An 18662-nucleotide genomic window follows, 5' to 3' on the forward strand; every position below is an offset into this window, starting at 1 on the left:
CATTACGCCCGTTGGTGTACACAATCATGTCACCGGACGGCGCGGAACGAAGGTGCCGCCACCGGCTCCGCCGATGAATCGGCCTCGATCGACCACGTGCTCGCCCCGCCGCCACACGCCCCGGATCCGACCGGGCACGCTCCAGCGCTCGAACGGCGTGTAGTCCGACCGCTGGTGCTGCGTGGATGCCATCACCACGGTGGAGCCATCCGGATCGAGGACGACCACGTCGGCATCCGAGCCGGGCCTGAGGGTCCCCTTTCGAGGATGGAGACCGAAGGCCTTGGCCGGTTCCGTGCAGGCCACGCGCACCATCTCGCTCAGCTCGAGGCGCTTGGCACGCACCCCGTGGCCGTAGAGCAGCGGGAGCCGATGCTCCACCCCCGGCGCGCCGTTGGGGATCTTCCGGAAGTCGTCGTGGCCGAGCTCCTTCTGGCCAGCGAAGCAGAACGGACAGTGATCCGAGCTGACGACGCCGATCGTGCCGGCACGCAGCGCACGCCACATGGCCGCGCGGTCGTCGACGCCGCGCAGGGGCGGGCTCACCACGTACTTCGCCGCCTCGAACCCCGGACGGTGATACTCGTCGTCGCCGAGCAGCAGATAGTGCGTGCAGGTCTCACCTGAGATCGGGCGGCCCCGTTCCTGGGCCTCGGCCAGGGCTTGGGCCGCGCCGCCGGTGGAGAGGTGAACGAAGTAGACGGGCGCGTCGGCCAGATCGGCGATGGCGATCGCTCGTCGCACCGCCTCCACTTCGGTCATCGGCGGGCGCGTCAACAGGTGACCGAGCGGTCCGGTCCGCCCAGTCGCGACGACCTCGCGTCCCAGCGCATCGATCAGGTGGCCGTTCTCGGCATGGATGCACACGTTCGCGCCGAGCCGAGACGAGGCACGCAGCACGTCGTAGAGCTGGCCGTCGTCGAGCATGGCGAGTCCTTTGTAGGCCATGAACACCTTGATCGACGGACTGCCGTCGGCGACGACGATGGGCAGGTCGTCGAGGAAACCGTCGTACGGGTCGGCGATCGCGAGGTGGAACGAGTAGTCGGCGACGGATCGGTTCCGGGCCTTTGTGTGCCACGCCTCGAGGGTCTCGGGTAGCCGCTCCCCCGGCTGCTGGAACGCGAAGTCGACATAGGTGGTCGTGCCGCCGGCCAGTGCTGCGATGCTGCCGGTGATGTGGTCGTCGGAGGTGACCGTGCCCATGAAGGGTGTGTCGAGGTGGGTGTGCACGTCGACTGCACCAGGCAGCACGAGCATGCCGCGCGCGTCGATCTGCTCGGCATCGGCGATGTCGGCCAATGTCCCGACCGCGGTGATCGTCTCGCCTTCGACGAGCACGTCGGCGCGGCTGACGCCATCGGCCTCAACAACGCTCCCACCGGAGAACAGGAGTCGGCGAGCCCGACTCATCGTTCGGCTCCGGGGCCGAGCACCTGCCTGATCTGTATACGGTCGCTCCGGTGAACGGGTGCGTTCGTCACGGTGTGATCCTGAACCCTCCTGGAATATCAGGGCTATGAGCTGATCGGCACTTGGCCACTCTGGTGTAGTGTATACACGATCACACCGACTGGAGGGAAGCGAATGGGGCACATGGGCAAGCGGCGAGTCGTCTGGGACGACGTGGAACGCAGACTCTGGCAGGAGGAGCACCTGCCCTTCGGCTTGGTCCGCCGCCTGATCAACACGGACAGCGACACCGGCGGTGAGACCCTGATCGTCGACGTGCCTCCAGGCTGGACACTCGAGTCCGAGGTGTGGAACGAGTCGGACCTCGAGTTCGTCGTGCTGTCAGGCGGTCTGCAGATGGCCGACATCGCTGCGGCGCGAGGTACCCATGTCTTCCTCCCGTCGGGAGTGCCACTCGGACCCATCACTTCGAGCGAGGGAGCCGAGCTCATCTTCTGGCACGACTCGGCGTTCTGCCTGCGCACCGACACCCCGCCCGAGCCCGCTACGAGCCGGACCGTGCTCCTCGACGTGTTCGACGAGTCGAACTGGGTGACGGTCAAGGACGCATTCGCCGGGGTCACCGATGTGGGCAGCCACGACGACCTCGCCGTCCCCACCCGCTGCATCCGCCTCCGCAAGGTCGAGGAATCGGGCAAGGACACGATCCTCTTCGTCCTCCCACGTGGGTTCCAGAAGAGCTCGCTCGAGTATCACCACTCGACCGAGGAGATCTTCATGCTCGGCGGATGGTGCTCCACCGACCCCCACCACGTCTACCGCGTCGGCGAGTACCTCTGCTGGGAGCCCGGCGTGATCCACGGCGTCGTCTCGGGATGGGACGCGCTGTGCCTCTCCAAGCACCACGGTCCGCTGACGAGCCCGAACATCCCCATCGGGGCGGTCTCGGTCGACATCACCGCCTGACTCGGGTGGGTCGCGAGCCGGGGCGCAACATCGGGAGAGAGGCCGCTGGCTTCGCCGTCGTCGCCGGCGTGTTCGGCCTCTCCTTCGGCATGGCCGCCCACGTTGAAGGGCTGCCGTGGTACCAGTCCACGGTCTTCTCGGTGCTCACCTTCGCCGGGGCGAGCCAGTTCGCCACGGTGGGCATCCTCGCCACCGGCGGGTCGGCGCTCGCCATCGTGGTGACCTCCGCCCTGCTCAACGCGCGCTTCCTACCGCTCTCCATCGCTGTCGCCAACCGGATCCGCTTCCGCGGATGGCGCCGGGCTCCCGCCACCCTCGTCATGACCGACCCCTCGGCGCTGTTCGCGCTCCAGGCCCCCGACCCACAGACGGCACGGCGGTGGTACTGGATCGGCGGCCTGGCCACCTGGGGGGCCTGGTCCACCGGCACCGCGGCTGGTGCGCTCATCGCCGAGACCATGGCGTTCGACCCCAAGACCCTCGGCCTCGACGTCGCGCTTCCTGCACTGCTCCTCGGACTGTCGGCCAGCGCCCTCCGGCAACGGGTCCCGCTCGCGTTCCTCGGGTTCGGCTCGGTTGCTGCGATCGGCGCCATGCCGCTCGTGGCGGCCGGGGTCGAGTATCTGATCGTCGGGCTCGGCGCGGGTCTCGCAGCGATCATCGGTCTGGGAGATCCGCGCGAAGACGATCGGCCCGAGCCCGCATGAGCTGGTTCCTCGTCGGATCGCTGGCCGCGATCTCGCTCGCGCTGCGGGGAGCAGGCCACCTCGCGCTGGGCGACCGCGTCCTCGGCGCACGAGCGGAGCGACGGCTCTACCTGGTGGCGCTGTCGCTGCTCGGAGCGGTCATCGCCAGTCAGGCCCTGACCACCGAAGGTGCCCTGGCGGTCGATGCCCGGGCGTTGGGCATGTGCGCCGCAGTCGCCGCCGCGTTCCTCCGCGCTCCCCTTTTGGCCATCTTCCTCGTCGCCACCGTCGTGACCGCGTCGGCCCGAGTCATCGGCGTGACATGAGCACCGGCCTGCCGCGACTCGCGGTCATGCGTCTGTTCGACTCGGTGGCCCAAGCGGTCGACGTCGCTGTCGCGGCAGAGAAGGCCGGGCTCGACGCGGTCGGGATCGGCGACTCACCGCTGCTGTACCCCGACCCGTTCGTGACGATGGCCGCCGTGGTGCAGCGCACGGAGCGGATCGCGGTGACGCCGTGCGTCACGAACCTCGTCACGCGCCACTGGAGCACGCACGCCGGCGCCGCTCGGGCGATCGAGGAGATCGCCCCCGGCCGCAGCTGGTGGACGATCGCCACGGGGAACAGCGCCGTGCGGATGGCGCGCCTGGCACCTCAGCGTCTCGACGAGATGTCCGATGCCATCGCCGAGATGCGGGCACAGGCCGGTGACAAGCTGCGCATCATGATCGCGGCCGGCGGTCCTCGCTCCGCGGAGCTGGCCGGCAGTGTCGGCGACGGCATTCTCGTCGGCAGTGGCGCCGATGCCGACCTGGGGCGTGATCTGATCGATCGGGCCGAGGGCGCACGAGGCACCGACGCGCCGAGCCGGGAGCTCCAGCGCTGGCTCCACGTCCTCATCAACCTCGCGGCCTCGGACCGACCCGAGGATCGGCGCGCGGCCGAGGACGAGATCCTCAACGCGGTGATCGGCTTCGCTCGCCACGCCCTGCGCGGCGGCCACCGCCTCGACGCCGTCCCCCCGGATCTCGTCAGGCCGATCGGGTCGTTCCTGGAGGCATATGACTTCGGGGCGCACGGCCGGGCCGGCCCACGACAGTCGAATGCCGCGATCCTTGCGGCCCAGCCCGACCGCGAAGCGATCCGTCGCTTTCTGTTCGAGCGGTTCGCGGTCGTGGGGCCACCAGAGACCTGTGCCCAGCAGATCTCCAATCTCATCCGCCGGTGCGGGCTCGACGGCGTGTCGCTCTCGATCCCAGTGCTCCGCCCGGTCCAGCTCGTCGAACGTCTCGGGAGCGAGGTAATCCCTCGGATCGACGCCAGCCCCTAGACACCCACCAGCTCATTGCCCGCGCACAGGAGGGTCACACCAAGGTCCTCGGTCCAGTCGGGTTCGAAGCCCATGGTGGTGTCGTCGCCCCAGCGCAGCCACATCCCAGGGCGCAGTTCGACCTCCTCCGACCCATCCGGATGGCTGATGGTGACCCTTGCCGACCCGTCGAGTACGTAGCTCCAGGCATGGCCGCCCCCTTGCATGGGCAGCGCCTCCCCCGTCGGCCGCCACGACCCCGGGACGTGCACGATCGTGACGGGGTGGTGGGTCGGGTCGGGTGCGTCCCCACCGGTCGAGAGCGATCGGACCTGCCACCCGTCCACCTTCGGATGCGGATGCCACGGCACATCCGGTGCGTACGCCACCCAAGGATCGTTGAACTCCCCGGGCGTGGGTGCATCGAAGGGCACGGCGTTGAAGTCGAGTGGACCCGCGCTCCACTCGAGCACGAGTGCCCCCAGCTCGCTCACCGGGTCGATCGACATCCCGTGAATGCTGCGCGGTGGACGGTCCAGCAGCATCTCCTGACGGAACACAAAGGTCCGAGGATCGGCGTCGGGGGAGGCGTATTCGACATACGGCAGGTCGCCGAAGAGCAGGTACACGAACTCGCGGGTGCTGCCGTGGTGGTGTCGGGTGTGCTGCGAGAGGGTGAAGTCCGACGGGACGAACGCCAGCTTGAGGCTGTTCCCGGTCTGCGGATCCGCGTAGAGCGTCTTGCACTTGGTGCCTTCGTACTGGGGGTGCCATACCTCCCAGTCGAGCGCGCTGGTGTCAATCACCTCGAGGGACATGCAGGCCTTCCTTCAATCAATTGGACACAATATGGAGACGGAGAACGTCAACAGCCCCGAAATATCGGGGTGACGCTTGACACCCCTGAGCCGAATTGTATACACAGATGGAGTCGGCTGACTAGGCCGCGCTGGCCACACCCCGCAGACAACCCCCCATGGAGAGACCGAATGAACCGAGATCGAGGGCGGGCCCCGGCCCGTCTCGCACCCCGAGCCCTGCTCGCGCTCCTCACCCTGATCGCCCTCGTCGCATCGGCGTGTGGGGGCGACGACGACGGCTCGTCGGGCGATGACAGCGGCGACAGTCCGGCCGACACCACGGCATCGGACGACTCGACCCTGACCGTGATCACCCCGGCGGTGCTGTCGAGCCTCGACCCCGAGCGCTACGAGGGCAACATCTCCCTCGATCTGATCCCGAACTTCGGTGGGACCCTCTTGTGGTGGGAACCGCCAGAGCCCGATGCCACGGTGATCCAGTCCCCCGACGAGATCGCGCCGGCACTCGCCGAGTCGTGGGAGATCTCCGAGGACGGCAAGGTCGTCACGTTCACACTTCGGGAAGGAGCGGAGAGCCCGTATGGCAATCAGGTGACCAGCGAGGACGTCCGCTGGAGCGTCGAACGGATGATCAACTCCGAGGGCGTGCCCATCGCGCGCATCCTGATGAACCAGGGCGGGTGGAACCTCGAAGAGCCGATCGAGGTGGTTGACGACCGCACCTTCCGGCTGCACATCGACCAACCCAACGCGGTCAGCCTCTCGATCCTCACCACCTATTTCACGATGATTCTCGACTCGGCCGAGGTGCTCCAGCACGCCACCGAGGAGGACCCCTACGCATACGAGTGGCTCGCGGCCAATGACGCCTCCTTCGGCGCCTACACCGTCGACTCCTTCGACCCCGGCACGCAGGTGCGGCTCGCCACCAACCCCGGGTACTGGGGTGAGACCCCCGCCTACGAGGACGTGGTCATGCGCGCCGTCTCCGACGGGTCGAGCAGGCTCCAACTGCTCCAGCGTGGTGAAGCTGATGTCGGCTTCGGCCTCACCTTCGACCAGCTCACATCGGTCCAGGACGACCCGTCGCTGCAACTCGAGCAGATGCTGTTCCCCAGCATCATGCTCCTCGTCACCAACCACGAGGTCGAGCCCTTCGGCGACCCGCGCGTTCGCGAGGCACTCGCCCTCGCCATCGATCGAGACGCCATCGTCGAGGGCGCCTATCAGGGATTCGGCGCGCCGGCCCGTGACTACTTCCACAACGCCTTCGGGTTCGACCCGGCCGAGCAGCCACTCGAACAGGACCTCGACCGAGCCAGGAATCTGCTCGCCGAGGCCGGCGTGGAGGACCTGCAGCTCGAGCTGTCCTACAGCATCGGCAATCTCGGCCCCGAGGTCGAGCAGATCGCTGTGCTCGTGCGCGACCAGCTCGCCCAGATCGGCGTCGATGTGGAGATCAACAACATTCCATCCAACGCCGACTTCGACGCGGGCAAGCGAGACGGCTCGCTCGCTGCGTGGCTCGCTACCAGCGCCCCGCAGATCCCGGATCCCGCCTACTACGTACAGGTCTTCTACGGGACTGATGGAATCGTGAACCTGATGGGCTACTCGAACCCCGAGCTCGACGATCTGGCCGTCGACATCCTCGAGACCCAGCCGGGACCAGAGCGCACGGCGCTCGTCGCCGACGCCAACGACATGATGCTCGACGACATGCCGTCCGTGCCGCTCGTGGACACCGAGAAGTACTACGTGTTCAACGAAGGCGTGACCGGCTTCATGGGGAATCCGCAGGCCAACGTCGAGTTCCGGCAGCTCCAGCCCGCCGGCTGATCCACACCAGACCGTCCCCGGCCGCGCATCCGGGGATCGGTGTCGGGGCCGGGCGGGGAGTTGGGCTCGCCCGGCCCCGACACCACCGACAGGAGGGTCATGCCCGACATCGGTTTCATCTGGCTTCCGCGCTCGGTCCACGAGGCGGTCGCCATCGCGCGCGGGGTCGAAGCCGGGGGCTTCTGGGGTCTCGGAATCTCGGACTCACCGGTGCTGTACCAGGAGATGTACCCGGTCGTCTCGGCCTGTCTCGCGGCGACCGAGCACATCAAGGTCGGCTCCAACGTCACCAACCCGGTGAGTCGCCACTGGACCATCCACGCGTCGAGTGCTCGAGCCTACGAGGAGCTACATCCGGAGCGGTACTACCTCGGGCTCGCCTCGGGCGACGGTGCCGTCCACAGCATTGGCCGACGTCCGGCCACCCTGGGACACCTCGCTCGCGCGGTCGACGACATGAGGGGCGCGATCCCCGACACGACCGAGATCCAGGTAGCGGCGAGCGGCCCGCGCGCCGCCGCGATGGCCGGATCGGTCGCCGATTCGGTCATCCTGGGCACCGGTGCCGAGCCCGCCGCCGTAGCCGAACTCGGGGGTCTGGCCCGAGCCTCGGCCGCCGAGCGGGGGAAGCGGGCGCCCCGGATCTGGGGGCTGATCCCCACCTACATCGTCGACGACGACGCCGACCTCGCCCAAGCTCGCCGTGACTACGCCGCCATTCCGGTCGCCTATGCCCGGTTCGCCTTCGACGTCACCTTCGCCTCCAAACACATCCCTACGGAGCTCCAGGCACCACTGCGCGCAGGGCTCGACCGCTACGACTTCGGGCACCACGCCACAGTCGGGGTGCCAAACCCCAACGCACACCTCTTCGACGACACTCCCGAGGTGCTCGACTACCTCTTCGAGCGCATGGTGCTGTTCGGTACGCGCGAACAGTGCGCGACGCGCCTGGAGCGCTTCCTCGACACCGCCGACGTCGACGGTGTGCACCTGACGATCATCGCACCGGACCCGGTGAAGGTGGTGGAGCGAGCCGGAGACGCGTTCGCCCACCTCGTGGGTTGACGCCTCGAACCCGGCTGGTCAGGTTCCACCGAGCTGCGAGTCGAGCACCATCAACGTCTTGGTGCCGGTGACCGCACCGGTGCGCCGGATCCGGTCGATAACGCGCTTGAGATCCTGGACATCGCGAACGCGCAGCCAGACGAGTGCATCCGGATCGCCGGCCAAGGTGAACAGCGCCTGGATCTCGGGGATGGCGTCGGCCAGACCCTCGATGGCGTTCACCGGTGCACTGCCGACGAACCGCAGCTCGGCGAAGGCCTCGAGCGGTCGGCCAAGGGCGGCGTGATCCACCAGCGCCGTATAGCCGGTGATGATCCCGGTCGTCTCCAGCCGATCGACTCGACGTTTCACAGCAGGCGCGGAGAGACCGACCCGGGACCCGATGTCGCCGTAGGTGCGCCGAGCGTTCTCGCGCAACAGGCCGATGATGTGCTGATCCGTTGCGTCGACGATCGGAGGATCCCGGTCCATGAACAACCATCATCTCCGATTCCGGCTCAACACGCACGCTTCATTGCGTTATCGCCTGGCTTCGGCAACGATCTATGGCGCGAAGCGACCCCGGTGGTTACCGTCACCGCCATGAGCAAACCCGACGCGCGCGACCTTGATGAGGACGTGCTCCACCAGATCGAGCAGCGAATCCTGTGGCTCGGGACGCGCATGGTCGACGAGGCCAACCGGCGCGAGCCGATGGGAATCAAGGTGGGTGGCCACCAGGCCTCCTCCGCCTCGATGGTGTCGATCCTCGCGGCCTTGTGGTTCGGGCACCTCCGAGCCGACGACAAGGTTGCGGTCAAGCCCCACGCTTCCCCCGCCTATCACGCGCTCATGTATCTCATCGGGGCCCTCGATCGCTCGTATCTCACGAAGCTGCGCGCTCGCGGCGGTCTGCAGGCCTATCCGTCGCGCACCAAGGATCCCGATGTCCCCGACTACTCGACCGGATCGGTGGGCCTAGGAGCCGTGGCCCCGCTCTTCTCCGCTGCAGCGCGCCGCTACTGCGATGACCACTTCGGCGACGGACCTCCCGCCCGGTTCTTCGCCCTGGCCGGTGACGCCGAGCTCGACGAAGGCAATGTGTGGGAGGCGATTGCCGAACCTGTCACCGCCGGACTCGGCAACTTCACGTTGATCATCGACCTGAACCGCCAGAGCCTCGACCGGATCATCCCCGACATCCAGGAGACCCGCCTCGCCGGCTTCTTCCACAACGCCGGGTGGCACGTCGCAGAGGCGAAGTACGGCCGCCGACTCACCGCAGCCTTTGAGCGCCCTGGTGGCGATGCCCTCCGCAACCACATCGATGCGATGTCGAACGAGGCCTATCAGGAGTTGTTCAAGCTCGACGGAGACCGCCTTCGGGACACGTTCCTCCGCGGCGCGGACCCTGCGGTGGGCCGAGCGCTCACCGACGTGGACGACCAAGACCTGCTCGGCCTACTCGCCGACCTGGGCGGCCACGACCTGTCCACGTTGGGTGACGCGCTCGACACCTGCGACTCCGAGTCGGATCGGCCGAGTGTGGTCTTCGCCTACACGATCAAGGGATGGGGACTGCCGACGGCTGGCGATCCGCTCAACCACGCCGCGCTTCTGACCGAAGACCAGATCGACGACCTGCGTTGCTCGGTCGAGCTCGACCGCGAATCGGAGTGGAACCGCTTCGATCCCGACTCCGCGGCGGGAAGGCTGTGCAGCGAGACCGGCGCCAGGCTGCGGCGCGACCCCTTCGGGTCGCAACCCCGGCCGGCAGTGCCCGCACGGGCGTCCCAAGTCGTTCGTCGTGGCACCGTGTCCACCCAGGAGGCCTTCGGCCGCACGCTGACCCGCCTCGCGGCGGAGGAGGTCGGTTCCCGCCTGGTCACTGCCACACCGGACGTCTCGGTCTCGACGAACCTCGGCGGGTGGATCAACAAGGTCGGCGTCTACTCCCACGACGAGCGGGCGGACCACGGCGGTAGCGAACAGCTGCTCAAGTGGGCGCCCGCTCCATCAGGCCAGCACATCGAGCTCGGGATCTCCGAGATGAACCTGTTCATGCTGCTCGGACAACTCGGCCTCTCCCACGAGCACCACGGTCAGCACCTCCTTCCGGTGGCGACCGTCTACGACCCGTTTGTGCTCCGGGGGCTCGACGCGCTGATCTACGGGCTCTACAACGCCGCCCGATTCGTCGTCGCGGGGACTCCGGCGGGGGTCACGCTCGCTCCCGAAGGCGGCGCCCACCAATCGAGTGTGACCGCGTCGCTCGGGATGGAGCTGCCCGGGCTCGCCTACGTCGAACCGTGCTTCGCCACCGAGGTCGACTGGATGCTGTGCGAGGCGCTCGATCGCCTCGGTGGAGCCGACGGGGAGAGCAGCTACTTGCGGTTGTCGACGCGGCCGATCGACCAGGCCCCGTTCGATGCGGCGATCGCGCGCACCGGTGAGCAAGGACTGAGAGAGCTGGTTCTCGACGGCGGGTATCGGCTGGCCGAGACGCCTGTCGATGGCCGACCAGCGGTCACGATCGTGGCGACCGGCGCGCTGGTCCCCGAGGCGTTGTGCGCTGCTGAGGAGCTCGACGGTGAAGGCGTCGGAGCCACGGTCATCAACGTCACCAGCCCGGACCGCCTCTACCGGTCCTGGCAGGGGCAAGTCCGTCCGGCTCTCGACGCTGGTCGGGCCATACGTCGGCCGAGCCATCTGCACCGACTGATCCCACCTGCCGAGCGCGACCGGCCGATCGTGAGCGTCCACGACGCCGCCAGCCACACCCTGGCCTGGTTGGGCTCGGCGATCGGTGCCCCCCAGGTGAGCCTCGGGGTCGACCGCTTCGGCGAGTCCGGGACGATCCACGACCTCCACGAGCTCACTGGGATCTCAACCGGGGACGTGGTCAACGCTGCACTGCTGGCGATCTACGATCTGGCGTGAGGCTCCATCTGCACCGAGCCTGTCGCCACGGGGTGGTCGACCAGCTCGCGGTCGCGGATCTCGGCCTCGATCGATGCGCATCGGTCGGCCCGCTGGTCGAGCACGAGGGGGGTGACGCCGCGGCCCGCGAGATCGGCTCGGAACGTGGCCAGCCCCCGCCATCGCTGGAACGGGCTGGCCGAGATCCGGGTGCTCTGAACGCGGGGGATCACCACCACGACGGTCCGGCGCAGCAGCGACCCCCAGCGGGTGACCAGCAGATCACCGTCGAGGCGGTGGCCGAGGTTGCGGTACGCGTCCAGTCCCATCACCACCGAGAGCGCCACCGCCGCGACTCCGATCATCACCACCGTGGTCGGCGAGCGCCCCACGGCTACGGCGACGCCGATGAGCAGCGCGGCGACCGCCAGGCGCCGCACGATCCTGCGGCTCCGCGCGGCTCTGGGTGCCGCCGCCAGATGGTCTCGGTCCACGGTTCGACCGATCCCCACCGCCAGCAACCGGTCGATCTCGCCGCGATCGGCCAGCGGCACCGAGAGCTGAGCCTCGGCTCCCGCGCCCGTCCCCGCGCTGCGGATCTGGATCGAGGCGTAGCCCAGGAGTCGGTGCAGGGGATTCTGGCGGATCGCGACGGCCTGGACCCGCGCCAGGGGAACCACCGCATCGCGTCGTTCGAACAAGCCCCGACGCAGCCGTAGCTCGTCACCAGCTCGCACCACCGTCAGGTCGTGGTGGGTAGCCAGGGAACTGAGTGCCGCTGCCACCACGGCGACCACCACCAGCGCCAGGGCGCCGGCGAGGAACCCGAGGGAGACCAGCAGCGTTCCCGCTTCCTCCTCGACCGACTCGGCCATGCTCCGAGGCAACCGGCTCAGGGTGTCGGCCAGGGTTCCCATGAGCGCGAACACCACCAGCAGGTTCGACCCTGTGACCCCCGCCAGCATCACCTTCCACACCGACAACCGCAGGACCTCGACCTCGGGGGGTGGTGGTGCCTCCGCATCGGGCCGGCCGCCGACGGCTTCGTCGCCCACGTCGCCGGCATCATCGGCGCCGGTCGGGCCGGTTGGTCCATCGGCCAGTGCCCGGGCACGAGCGGCCACCACGTGCCGTTGGAGGGCCACGGCCTCGTCCTTGCCGAGCGCGTCGAGTCGCACCTCGGCGCTGCCGGCGCCGCCCGCGGTCTCGATGCGGACCACCGCGAACCCCACGAATCGGTGCAGGAGCGGCTCGCTGACCTCGACGTGTTGGACCCGGGTCACCGGGACCCGCCGGTAGGTGCGCGAGATCACACCGTCGTCGAGGGTGATGGTCTGGCCGTCGAAGCTCCAGGTGCGCCGGGACCAGACGAGCAGCGATGCCGCAATGTTGTAGGCGACCGCCAGCGCCAGCAGCAGGAGCTGGCCCAGCGCGACCGCCACCAGGATCAGGCCGAGACCACCGCGCCCGAACGAGAACAGGTCGAGCCATGGGCTGACGGGATGTGTCCGTCGCGGCGTCGCCCAGTCGCCGGCTCCGCCCATCGACCGCGGCGGTGGCGGTGGCGGTGGTGGTGGTGGTGGCGATCCCGGCGCCCCCGAGGGCGGCAGTGGCGGCTCAGACGGCGTCATCGCGTCCGGCGCGCTCGAGCACCAGTTGACGGAAGGCCTCCGCATCGCCGGACGCGAGACCGGGCACCGAGCCGTCGCTGGTCGCCGCGGCGGTGGTCAGGTCGGCACTCACCAGCCCCAGCAGCCGGTCGATGGGCCCCTTCGACAGATCGACCTGCTGGACCCGGCGGTAGGGAACGGCCGAACGGCGCTGCACGATGACCCCGCGGCGGATCTCGAGCGCATCGTCGGCAAGGCGGTACGACCAGTGGCGGTAGACGATGGGAGGCCACACGAGCCCGGCGAGGACCGCCAGCGCCAGGATGGCCGCCGGTGCCACCAGGATCGGCCACCCATCCAGCCAGCCTGAGTTGCGGGCGATGAGCTCCGCCGCCGCCAGCGGGACGGCGACGAACAGCCCGTTGCCCACCGTGTCGATGCGCCACCGGGTGACGACCCGCGGGTGCAGCGAGCACCATCGTCCTGCTTCGAGCTCGTCGGCCGACGCCGAGGGATCGTGATTCTGCACCGCCGCCACCGGTTCAGACGACGAGGGTGGCCACCGCCGAGAAGTGGAACACCGCCGCGATGATCGTGAAGGTGTGCCAGACCTCGTGGTAGCCGAAGGTACGGGGCCAGGGATCGGGCCACTTGGTGATCAGCACCGGGAACCCGATGGTGTACATGACCCCGCCGGCGACGATGAGGGCGAGTTGGATCGGGCTGAGGTGATGCACCAGAACCGGCGCGGCCGCCAGCGCGCTCCACCCGAGGATCGGGTAGAGGGCGAACCCGAGCCAGCGGATCCGGTGGAACGCCACCAGCTTCAGCACGATCCCGACCAGGGCGACGACGCCGACGACGCTCAACATGGGGATCCCCCACTCCGGCGGCAGCGCCAGCAGGCAGATGGGAACGTAGGTGCCGGTGATGAGCAGGAAGATCATCGAATGGTCGAGCCGTTGCATCACCTGCCGGGCGCGCGGGGTGCGGGCCAACCGGTGGTAGGCAGCCGAGGTGCCGAAGCCGGCGAGCAGGGTCGCGGCGTAGATGGCTGCTGCGACCCGGGCGGTCGCGCCGTCGGCGAGCACGACGAGGATCAGACCGGCGGGGATGGCGGCGAAGAACGTGATCGCGTGGGCGCGGCCCCGCCAGAGGGGGAGATCGAGCGCTTCGCTCACGATGTTCACACCCTCGACTCTACTTGACGAGGGGCCGGCAACGACGGCGCAGGCCATCGAGGCGGGCGAGCTGCACCAGCAGGCCGGCCCGGTCACGGCGATGCTCACCCATGCTCGCAAGGACCGCCGCGCACAAGCGGCGGTCATGACACCACCCTCGTCGACCGTGCGACTCGCGACGACGGCACTCCATACTGAACGACATGGCGAATCCTGCAGAGTCCGGTCCGAGTTTCTTGGTCGTTGCCAACCGCCTGCCCGTGCGTTGGGTCGACGACGACGACAGCGGCAGCGACGGGCACTGGGAGACCAGCCCCGGCGGGCTGGTCTCGGCGGTGCGGCCCGCGATCGTCGACTACGGCGAAGCGGCCTGGATCGGCTGGACCGGATCGGCCTCCGACGAAGACCCGTTCGTCGACGACGGATTGCACCTGCACCCGCTCGCCATGAACCAGGACGAAAAGCAGCTGTTCTACGACGGCATGTCGAACGGCACCTTGTGGCCGCTCTACCACGACAAGGCGGTGCCGGCAGAGTTCCACCGGCACTGGTGGGACGGCTACCGACGCATCAACCGTCGATACAGCGAGGTGGCCGCCGAGGTGGCCGGTCCCGGCGCCACGGTCTGGGTGCACGACTACCAGCTCCAGCTCGTGCCCGGGCTCCTGCGCGAGATGCGCCCCGACCTGCGCATCGGGTTCTTCCTGCACATCCCGTTCCCCCCACCCGAGCTCTTCGTCGGTCTCCCCTGGCGCAACACGATCGCCAACGGGGTCCTCGGGGCCGACCTCATCGGGTTCCAGACCCCCGATGCAGCCGACAACTTCCACCGGCTCGCCCAGCGGCTCGGGCTCGCGACCGACGCCGGCGACGGTCGCTTGGACCTCGGCGACCGCATCGTGCAGACCAAGGCCTTCCCCATCGGGATCGACGTCGCCCGCTACGACGAGGCCGCCCGCACCGACAAGACCTCCGACCACGCCCGCGACCTTCGCGCCCGGCTCGGAGCGCCCCACACCGTGCTGTTGGGGGTCGACCGCCTCGACTACACCAAGGGCATCGACGTGCGCCTGCGCGCCCTCAAGGAGCTGCTCGACGACGGTGACGTCAACCCGAGCCAGGTGACGATGGTGCAGGTGGCCCAGCCCAGCCGCGACGACGTCGAGGCCTACATCACCCTCCGCGAGGAGGTCGACCGCCTCGTCGGTGAGATCAACGGCGACCACGGGCGGGTCGGGTTCCCCGTGGTGCACTACATCCACCAGAACGTCGACTTCCCCGAGCTCATCGCCATGTACCGCGCCGCCGACGTCATGTTGGTGACACCGTTCCGTGACGGCATGAACCTGGTGGCCAAGGAATACGTCGCCACCCGCTACGACCTCACCGGAGTGCTGGTGCTCTCGGAGTTCGCGGGAGCGGCGACCGAGCTACGCGACGCACTCTTGGTCAACCCCTACGACATCGACGGACTCAAGACCGCCATCGCCCAGGCGGTGGCCATGGAGCCGACCGAGGCCCGCGCCCGGCTCGAGCCGATGCGAGCCGCCGTCTTGGCCAACGATGCGGTCGACTGGGCCCGTCGGTTCCTGGCCGACCTGGCCTCGCACCAGCCCTGAGACCAGCGGAGCCGACCCGGCGCTGCTAGTTTCCTGTCGATGAGTGACAGGATTCGGGCCACACGGGAGCAGCGCGGGTGGAGCCAGCAGGAGCTGGCTCGACGGGCGGGGGTGACCCGTCAGCTCGTCAGCTCGATCGAGGCCGGCCGCCACTCCCCCAACGTTGCGGCCGCGCTCGGCCTGGCAGCGGCGCTGGGCGCCACCGTCGAGTCGTTGTTCGGTTCGGGTCCCACTCGTGATGGGGTGGCCAGCGTCGACGGGGCCCGGCCCGGCAACGGCCCGGTTCGAGCCGCGGTGGTCGGCGACCGGGTGGTGACCGCCGACCTGGCCCACGCCGACGACGATCTCGAGCGCTGGGACCTGGCCAACGCTGTCGTCGCCGGCGACCGGATCGAGTGGCTGCACCCCGGTGCCGACGAGGCGGTGATGGTCGCCGGGTGTGACCCGATGCTCGGTTTGCTGGCCACGGTGGTCGAGCACGAGAGCCCGCACCGCGTCATCGCCGTCCACCGTTCCACCGGGCGTGCCCTCGACGCCCTGGCCGAGGGCCACGTCCACGCCGTGGTCGTCCACGGGCCATCGGGCACCTTGCCGGCACCACCCGTCGCGGTCCGCCGGATCCACCTCGCCCGATGGCAGGTGGGCCTCGCCGGCCGGCACACCCCACCGTCGCTCGAGGTGATCGCTGCCGGGGGAACCGACGTGATCCAACGCGAAGGCTCAGCCGGCACCCAGCAGGCGCTGGTGCGCGCCCTCGTCGCCCTCGGCGGCGACCCCGCGCCGCCCGGGCCGGTGGCATCGGGGCACCTCGATGTCGCCCGCCGGCTCCGTCGGGTCGCGACCGGCAGCGCCACCGCGGGCATCACGATGGAGGCTGCAGCCCGCGCCTTCGATCTGGCCTTCGACCCCATCGAGGTGCACACCGCCGAGCTGTGGATCGACCGACGCTTCGCCGGAATCCCCGCACTGGCCACCATGGTCGAGCTGCTGGCCGGCGCCACGGTGTCGCGGCAGGTGGCCGCCCTCGGCGGCTACGACCTGGCCGGGACCGGGACCGAGCTGGCGACGTGAACCGACGCCACGCACCACCTCGTGTCACCAGACTGGTGCTCGGACTCCTGGTCGCCGTCCTGGCCTCGTGCGGCGCGGCCGAGCAGTCCGACGCGCAGCCCGACACCACGATCACCGTGGCCGCCGCGAGCGACCTGCGCTTCGCCTTCGAGGACCTGGGCGCCTCGTTCACCGACGAGACCGGCACCGAGGTCACCTTCTCGTTCGGGTCGTCCGGCCTGTTGCGCGAACAGATCATCAACGGCGCCCCGTTCGACCTGTTCGCCTCGGCCAACGTCGAGTTCGTCGACGCCGTCATCGACGCGGGTCGGGGCCAGGCCGACACCAAGGCGACCTACGCCTACGGGCGCCTGGCGCTCTGGGCCCCGCCGGGGACCCCCCTGCCCGACGCCATCGAGGACCTCACCGATCCGCGGTACTCGCGCATCGCCATCGCCAACCCCGACCACGCACCCTATGGCCTCGCCGCCGAGGCTGCTCTGGCCACGTCGGGCATCCTCGACGATCTCCGCGACCGGTTGGTCTATGGCGAGAACATCTCCGACACGTTCCGCATCGCCCAGAGCGGCAACGCGAGCGTGGGCATCATCGCCCTCTCACTGGTGATCGCCGACGGGAGCGACCACACGCTCGTCCCGGACGATCTCCACGACCCGCTCCGCCAAGCCCTGGTCGTCACCTCGACCGGGGAGCAGGGCGACGCCGCCCGGGCCTTCGCGGCCTACCTCGACACGCCTGCGGGGCGCGAGACCATGGCCTCCTACGGCTTCGTGGTGCCCGACGACCCCGAACCCGACCGGTGATGGCGGACTGGTTCCCCCTCTGGCTGTCGCTGCGGGTGGCGACCACCGCCACGCTGCTGGCGTGCGTGTTCGGTGTCGCGCTCGCCTACGTCCTGGCCAAGGGCCGGTTCCGGGGTCGGGGCCTGCTCGAGGCGGTCGTCACCATCCCCATCGTCCTCCCGCCCACGGTGCTCGGCTACTACCTGCTCACCACCCTCGGGGTGAACAGCCCCGTCGGTCGGGGCTGGGAGCAGGTGTTCGGCTCACCGCTGGTGTTCACCCAGGCCGCGGCGATCGTGGCGGCGACGGTGTCGGCGCTGCCCTTCGTCGTTCGCACCTCCCGGGCCGCGATCGAAGACGTCGATCCCCGGATCGAGGCGGCGGCGAGGGTCGCCGGACACCCCGAGTGGAAGGTGGCCACCCTGGTGACGCTGCCGGTCGCCCGGCGCGGGTTGACCGCGGGCATCGCCCTCGGCTTCGCCCGGGCCCTGGGCGACTTCGGTGCCACGATCATGGTTGCGGGCAACATCCCGCAGCGGACCCAGACCCTTCCCATCGCCGTGTACGACGCCGTCCAGGTCGGCGACCAGACCACGGCCCGGACCGGCTCGCTCGTGCTGGCGGCGATCGCCATCGTCGTGCTGCTGGCCATCTCCCAGTACTCCACGAGGCCGGCATGACCGTCGCCGTCGATTGCACCACCACGGTCGGGCCCATCACCGTGCACGCCCGCTTCACCGCCGACACTGGGATCACCGCGCTGTTCGGCCCGTCCGGCGCGGGCAAGAGCGTGACCTTGGCGACGATCGCCGGACTGCTGCGCCCGACCGCGGGCACGGTGGTGCTCGAAGGGACCACGGTGGCCGATCCCGCGAAGCGTGTCCACGTCCCCACCCAGGACCGGCACCTCGGCATGGTGTTCCAGGAGGCAGCGCTGCTCCCCCACCGCAGCCCGCTCGACAACGTCGCCCTCGCGGTGTCGGGCAGCGACAACCGTGCCGAGCGCAGGGAGCAGGCCCGGCGATGGCTCGACCGGGTGCATGCCTCCCACCTCGCGACCGTGTCGACCAGCGGGCTCTCGGGCGGTGAGCAACAGCGCGTCGCCCTCGCCCGTGCACTGGCCGGCGAGCCCAGGACCCTCCTGCTCGACGAGCCGTTCACCGCCCTCGACCAGCCCACCCGCGAGTCGTTGCGCGAGCTGGTCGCCAGCCTGGTGAGCGAGACCGGCACCACCGCCCTCGTGGTCACCCACGACATCGCCGACATCGCCGCACTTGCCGACAGGGTCGTCGTCTACGAGCCGGGGCGGACCATCGCGACCCACGATCTGCACCGTCGACGGCCCGACCACCACCGGGAGCTGGTCGAGCTGCTCGGGCTCGGGCCCTGATCCCCCGCC

Annotated in this window: 18 protein-coding genes; 12 read left to right on the forward strand and 6 right to left on the reverse strand. The window is 69.4% G+C overall.

Annotation, left to right across the window (positions count from 1 at the left end; all coding sequences use genetic code 11):
- Nucleotides 1–24: 24 nt before the first annotated feature.
- Nucleotides 25–1413 carry a dihydropyrimidinase gene (gene hydA / locus U5K29_14740; GenBank protein ID MDZ7679798.1) on the reverse strand — a complete coding sequence of 463 codons (1389 nt, stop codon included), beginning with the start codon at nt 1411–1413 and terminating at the stop codon, nt 25–27.
- A 183-nt stretch (nt 1414–1596) separates the two neighbouring features.
- Between hydA and U5K29_14745 the strand changes: the two genes are divergently transcribed.
- Genes U5K29_14745 through U5K29_14760 form a run of 4 tightly spaced genes read left to right on the forward strand, consistent with a single transcriptional unit; the run spans nt 1597 to nt 4395 of the window.
- Nucleotides 1597–2379, forward strand: a complete 783-nt coding sequence (locus U5K29_14745) for a DUF4437 domain-containing protein (GenBank protein MDZ7679799.1) — start codon at nt 1597–1599, stop codon at nt 2377–2379.
- A 5-nt stretch (nt 2380–2384) separates the two neighbouring features.
- Complete coding sequence (locus U5K29_14750; protein MDZ7679800.1) at nt 2385–3086, forward strand: AzlC family ABC transporter permease; 702 nt, start codon at nt 2385–2387, stop codon at nt 3084–3086.
- Nucleotides 3083–3391 (forward strand): AzlD domain-containing protein, encoded by a 309-nt coding sequence (locus U5K29_14755; GenBank protein MDZ7679801.1) that lies wholly within the window; start codon nt 3083–3085, stop codon nt 3389–3391. Before U5K29_14750 ends, U5K29_14755 begins: the two co-directional genes overlap by 4 nt.
- The gene (locus U5K29_14760) at nt 3388–4395 is read left to right on the forward strand and encodes an LLM class flavin-dependent oxidoreductase (GenBank protein ID MDZ7679802.1); all 1008 of its coding nucleotides are present in this window, start codon (nt 3388–3390) and stop codon (nt 4393–4395) included. Before U5K29_14755 ends, U5K29_14760 begins: the two co-directional genes overlap by 4 nt.
- On the opposite strand, the gene U5K29_14765 is transcribed toward U5K29_14760, so the two are convergent.
- Nucleotides 4392–5192: a hypothetical protein gene (locus U5K29_14765; GenBank protein MDZ7679803.1), complete on the reverse strand. Its 801-nt coding sequence runs from the start codon at nt 5190–5192 to the stop codon at nt 4392–4394. The genes U5K29_14760 and U5K29_14765 overlap by 4 nt on opposite strands.
- 171 nt (nt 5193–5363) lie before the next feature.
- Between U5K29_14765 and U5K29_14770 the strand changes: the two genes are divergently transcribed.
- Nucleotides 5364–7034 carry an ABC transporter substrate-binding protein gene (locus tag U5K29_14770; protein ID MDZ7679804.1) on the forward strand — a complete coding sequence of 557 codons (1671 nt, stop codon included), beginning with the start codon at nt 5364–5366 and terminating at the stop codon, nt 7032–7034.
- Nucleotides 7035–7133: 99 nt separating this feature from the next.
- The gene (locus tag U5K29_14775) at nt 7134–8102 is read left to right on the forward strand and encodes an LLM class flavin-dependent oxidoreductase (protein ID MDZ7679805.1); all 969 of its coding nucleotides are present in this window, start codon (nt 7134–7136) and stop codon (nt 8100–8102) included.
- An 18-nt stretch (nt 8103–8120) separates the two neighbouring features.
- On the opposite strand, the gene U5K29_14780 is transcribed toward U5K29_14775, so the two are convergent.
- Nucleotides 8121–8573: an Lrp/AsnC family transcriptional regulator gene (locus U5K29_14780; protein MDZ7679806.1), complete on the reverse strand. Its 453-nt coding sequence runs from the start codon at nt 8571–8573 to the stop codon at nt 8121–8123.
- Between the two features lie 111 nt (nt 8574–8684).
- Here U5K29_14780 and U5K29_14785 point away from each other — a divergent pair, with 111 nt between their 5' ends.
- Nucleotides 8685–11021 carry a transketolase C-terminal domain-containing protein gene (locus tag U5K29_14785; GenBank protein ID MDZ7679807.1) on the forward strand — a complete coding sequence of 779 codons (2337 nt, stop codon included), beginning with the start codon at nt 8685–8687 and terminating at the stop codon, nt 11019–11021.
- Here the strand turns inward: U5K29_14785 and U5K29_14790 are convergent.
- The 3 genes from U5K29_14790 to U5K29_14800 form a co-directional block, all read right to left on the reverse strand.
- Nucleotides 11006–12544, reverse strand: a complete 1539-nt coding sequence (locus U5K29_14790; GenBank protein ID MDZ7679808.1) for a PH domain-containing protein — start codon at nt 12542–12544, stop codon at nt 11006–11008. The two genes, U5K29_14785 and U5K29_14790, sit on opposite strands and share 16 nt — an antisense overlap.
- Before the next feature lie 73 nt (nt 12545–12617).
- Nucleotides 12618–13139, reverse strand: coding sequence for a PH domain-containing protein (locus tag U5K29_14795; GenBank protein ID MDZ7679809.1), 522 nt, complete (start codon nt 13137–13139; stop codon nt 12618–12620).
- A gap of 13 nt (nt 13140–13152) precedes the next feature.
- A complete protein-coding gene (locus tag U5K29_14800) occupies nt 13153–13800 on the reverse strand; it encodes a hemolysin III family protein (GenBank protein ID MDZ7679810.1) in 648 nt (215 codons plus the stop codon).
- A 194-nt stretch (nt 13801–13994) separates the two neighbouring features.
- Between U5K29_14800 and U5K29_14805 the strand changes: the two genes are divergently transcribed.
- From U5K29_14805 to U5K29_14825, 5 genes are read left to right on the forward strand one after another with little or no spacing between them, the layout of a single operon-like run.
- The gene (locus U5K29_14805; GenBank protein MDZ7679811.1) at nt 13995–15410 is read left to right on the forward strand and encodes a trehalose-6-phosphate synthase; all 1416 of its coding nucleotides are present in this window, start codon (nt 13995–13997) and stop codon (nt 15408–15410) included.
- 39 nt (nt 15411–15449) lie between these two features.
- Nucleotides 15450–16481 carry a helix-turn-helix domain-containing protein gene (locus U5K29_14810; GenBank protein MDZ7679812.1) on the forward strand — a complete coding sequence of 344 codons (1032 nt, stop codon included), beginning with the start codon at nt 15450–15452 and terminating at the stop codon, nt 16479–16481.
- Nucleotides 16478–17284 carry a molybdate ABC transporter substrate-binding protein gene (gene modA, locus U5K29_14815; protein ID MDZ7679813.1) on the forward strand — a complete coding sequence of 269 codons (807 nt, stop codon included), beginning with the start codon at nt 16478–16480 and terminating at the stop codon, nt 17282–17284. Before U5K29_14810 ends, modA begins: the two co-directional genes overlap by 4 nt.
- Entirely contained in the window at nt 17284–17943 is a 660-nt protein-coding gene (modB, locus tag U5K29_14820; protein MDZ7679814.1) for a molybdate ABC transporter permease subunit, read from the forward strand. The genes modA and modB overlap by 1 nt, the downstream gene beginning before the upstream one ends.
- A complete protein-coding gene (locus U5K29_14825; GenBank protein ID MDZ7679815.1) occupies nt 17940–18653 on the forward strand; it encodes an ATP-binding cassette domain-containing protein in 714 nt (237 codons plus the stop codon). Before modB ends, U5K29_14825 begins: the two co-directional genes overlap by 4 nt.
- The last annotated feature ends 9 nt before the right edge of the window (nt 18654–18662 follow it).

This window comes from Acidimicrobiales bacterium, from assembly GCA_034521975.1.
Taxonomy (GTDB): Bacteria; Actinomycetota; Acidimicrobiia; order Acidimicrobiales; family SKKL01; genus SKKL01.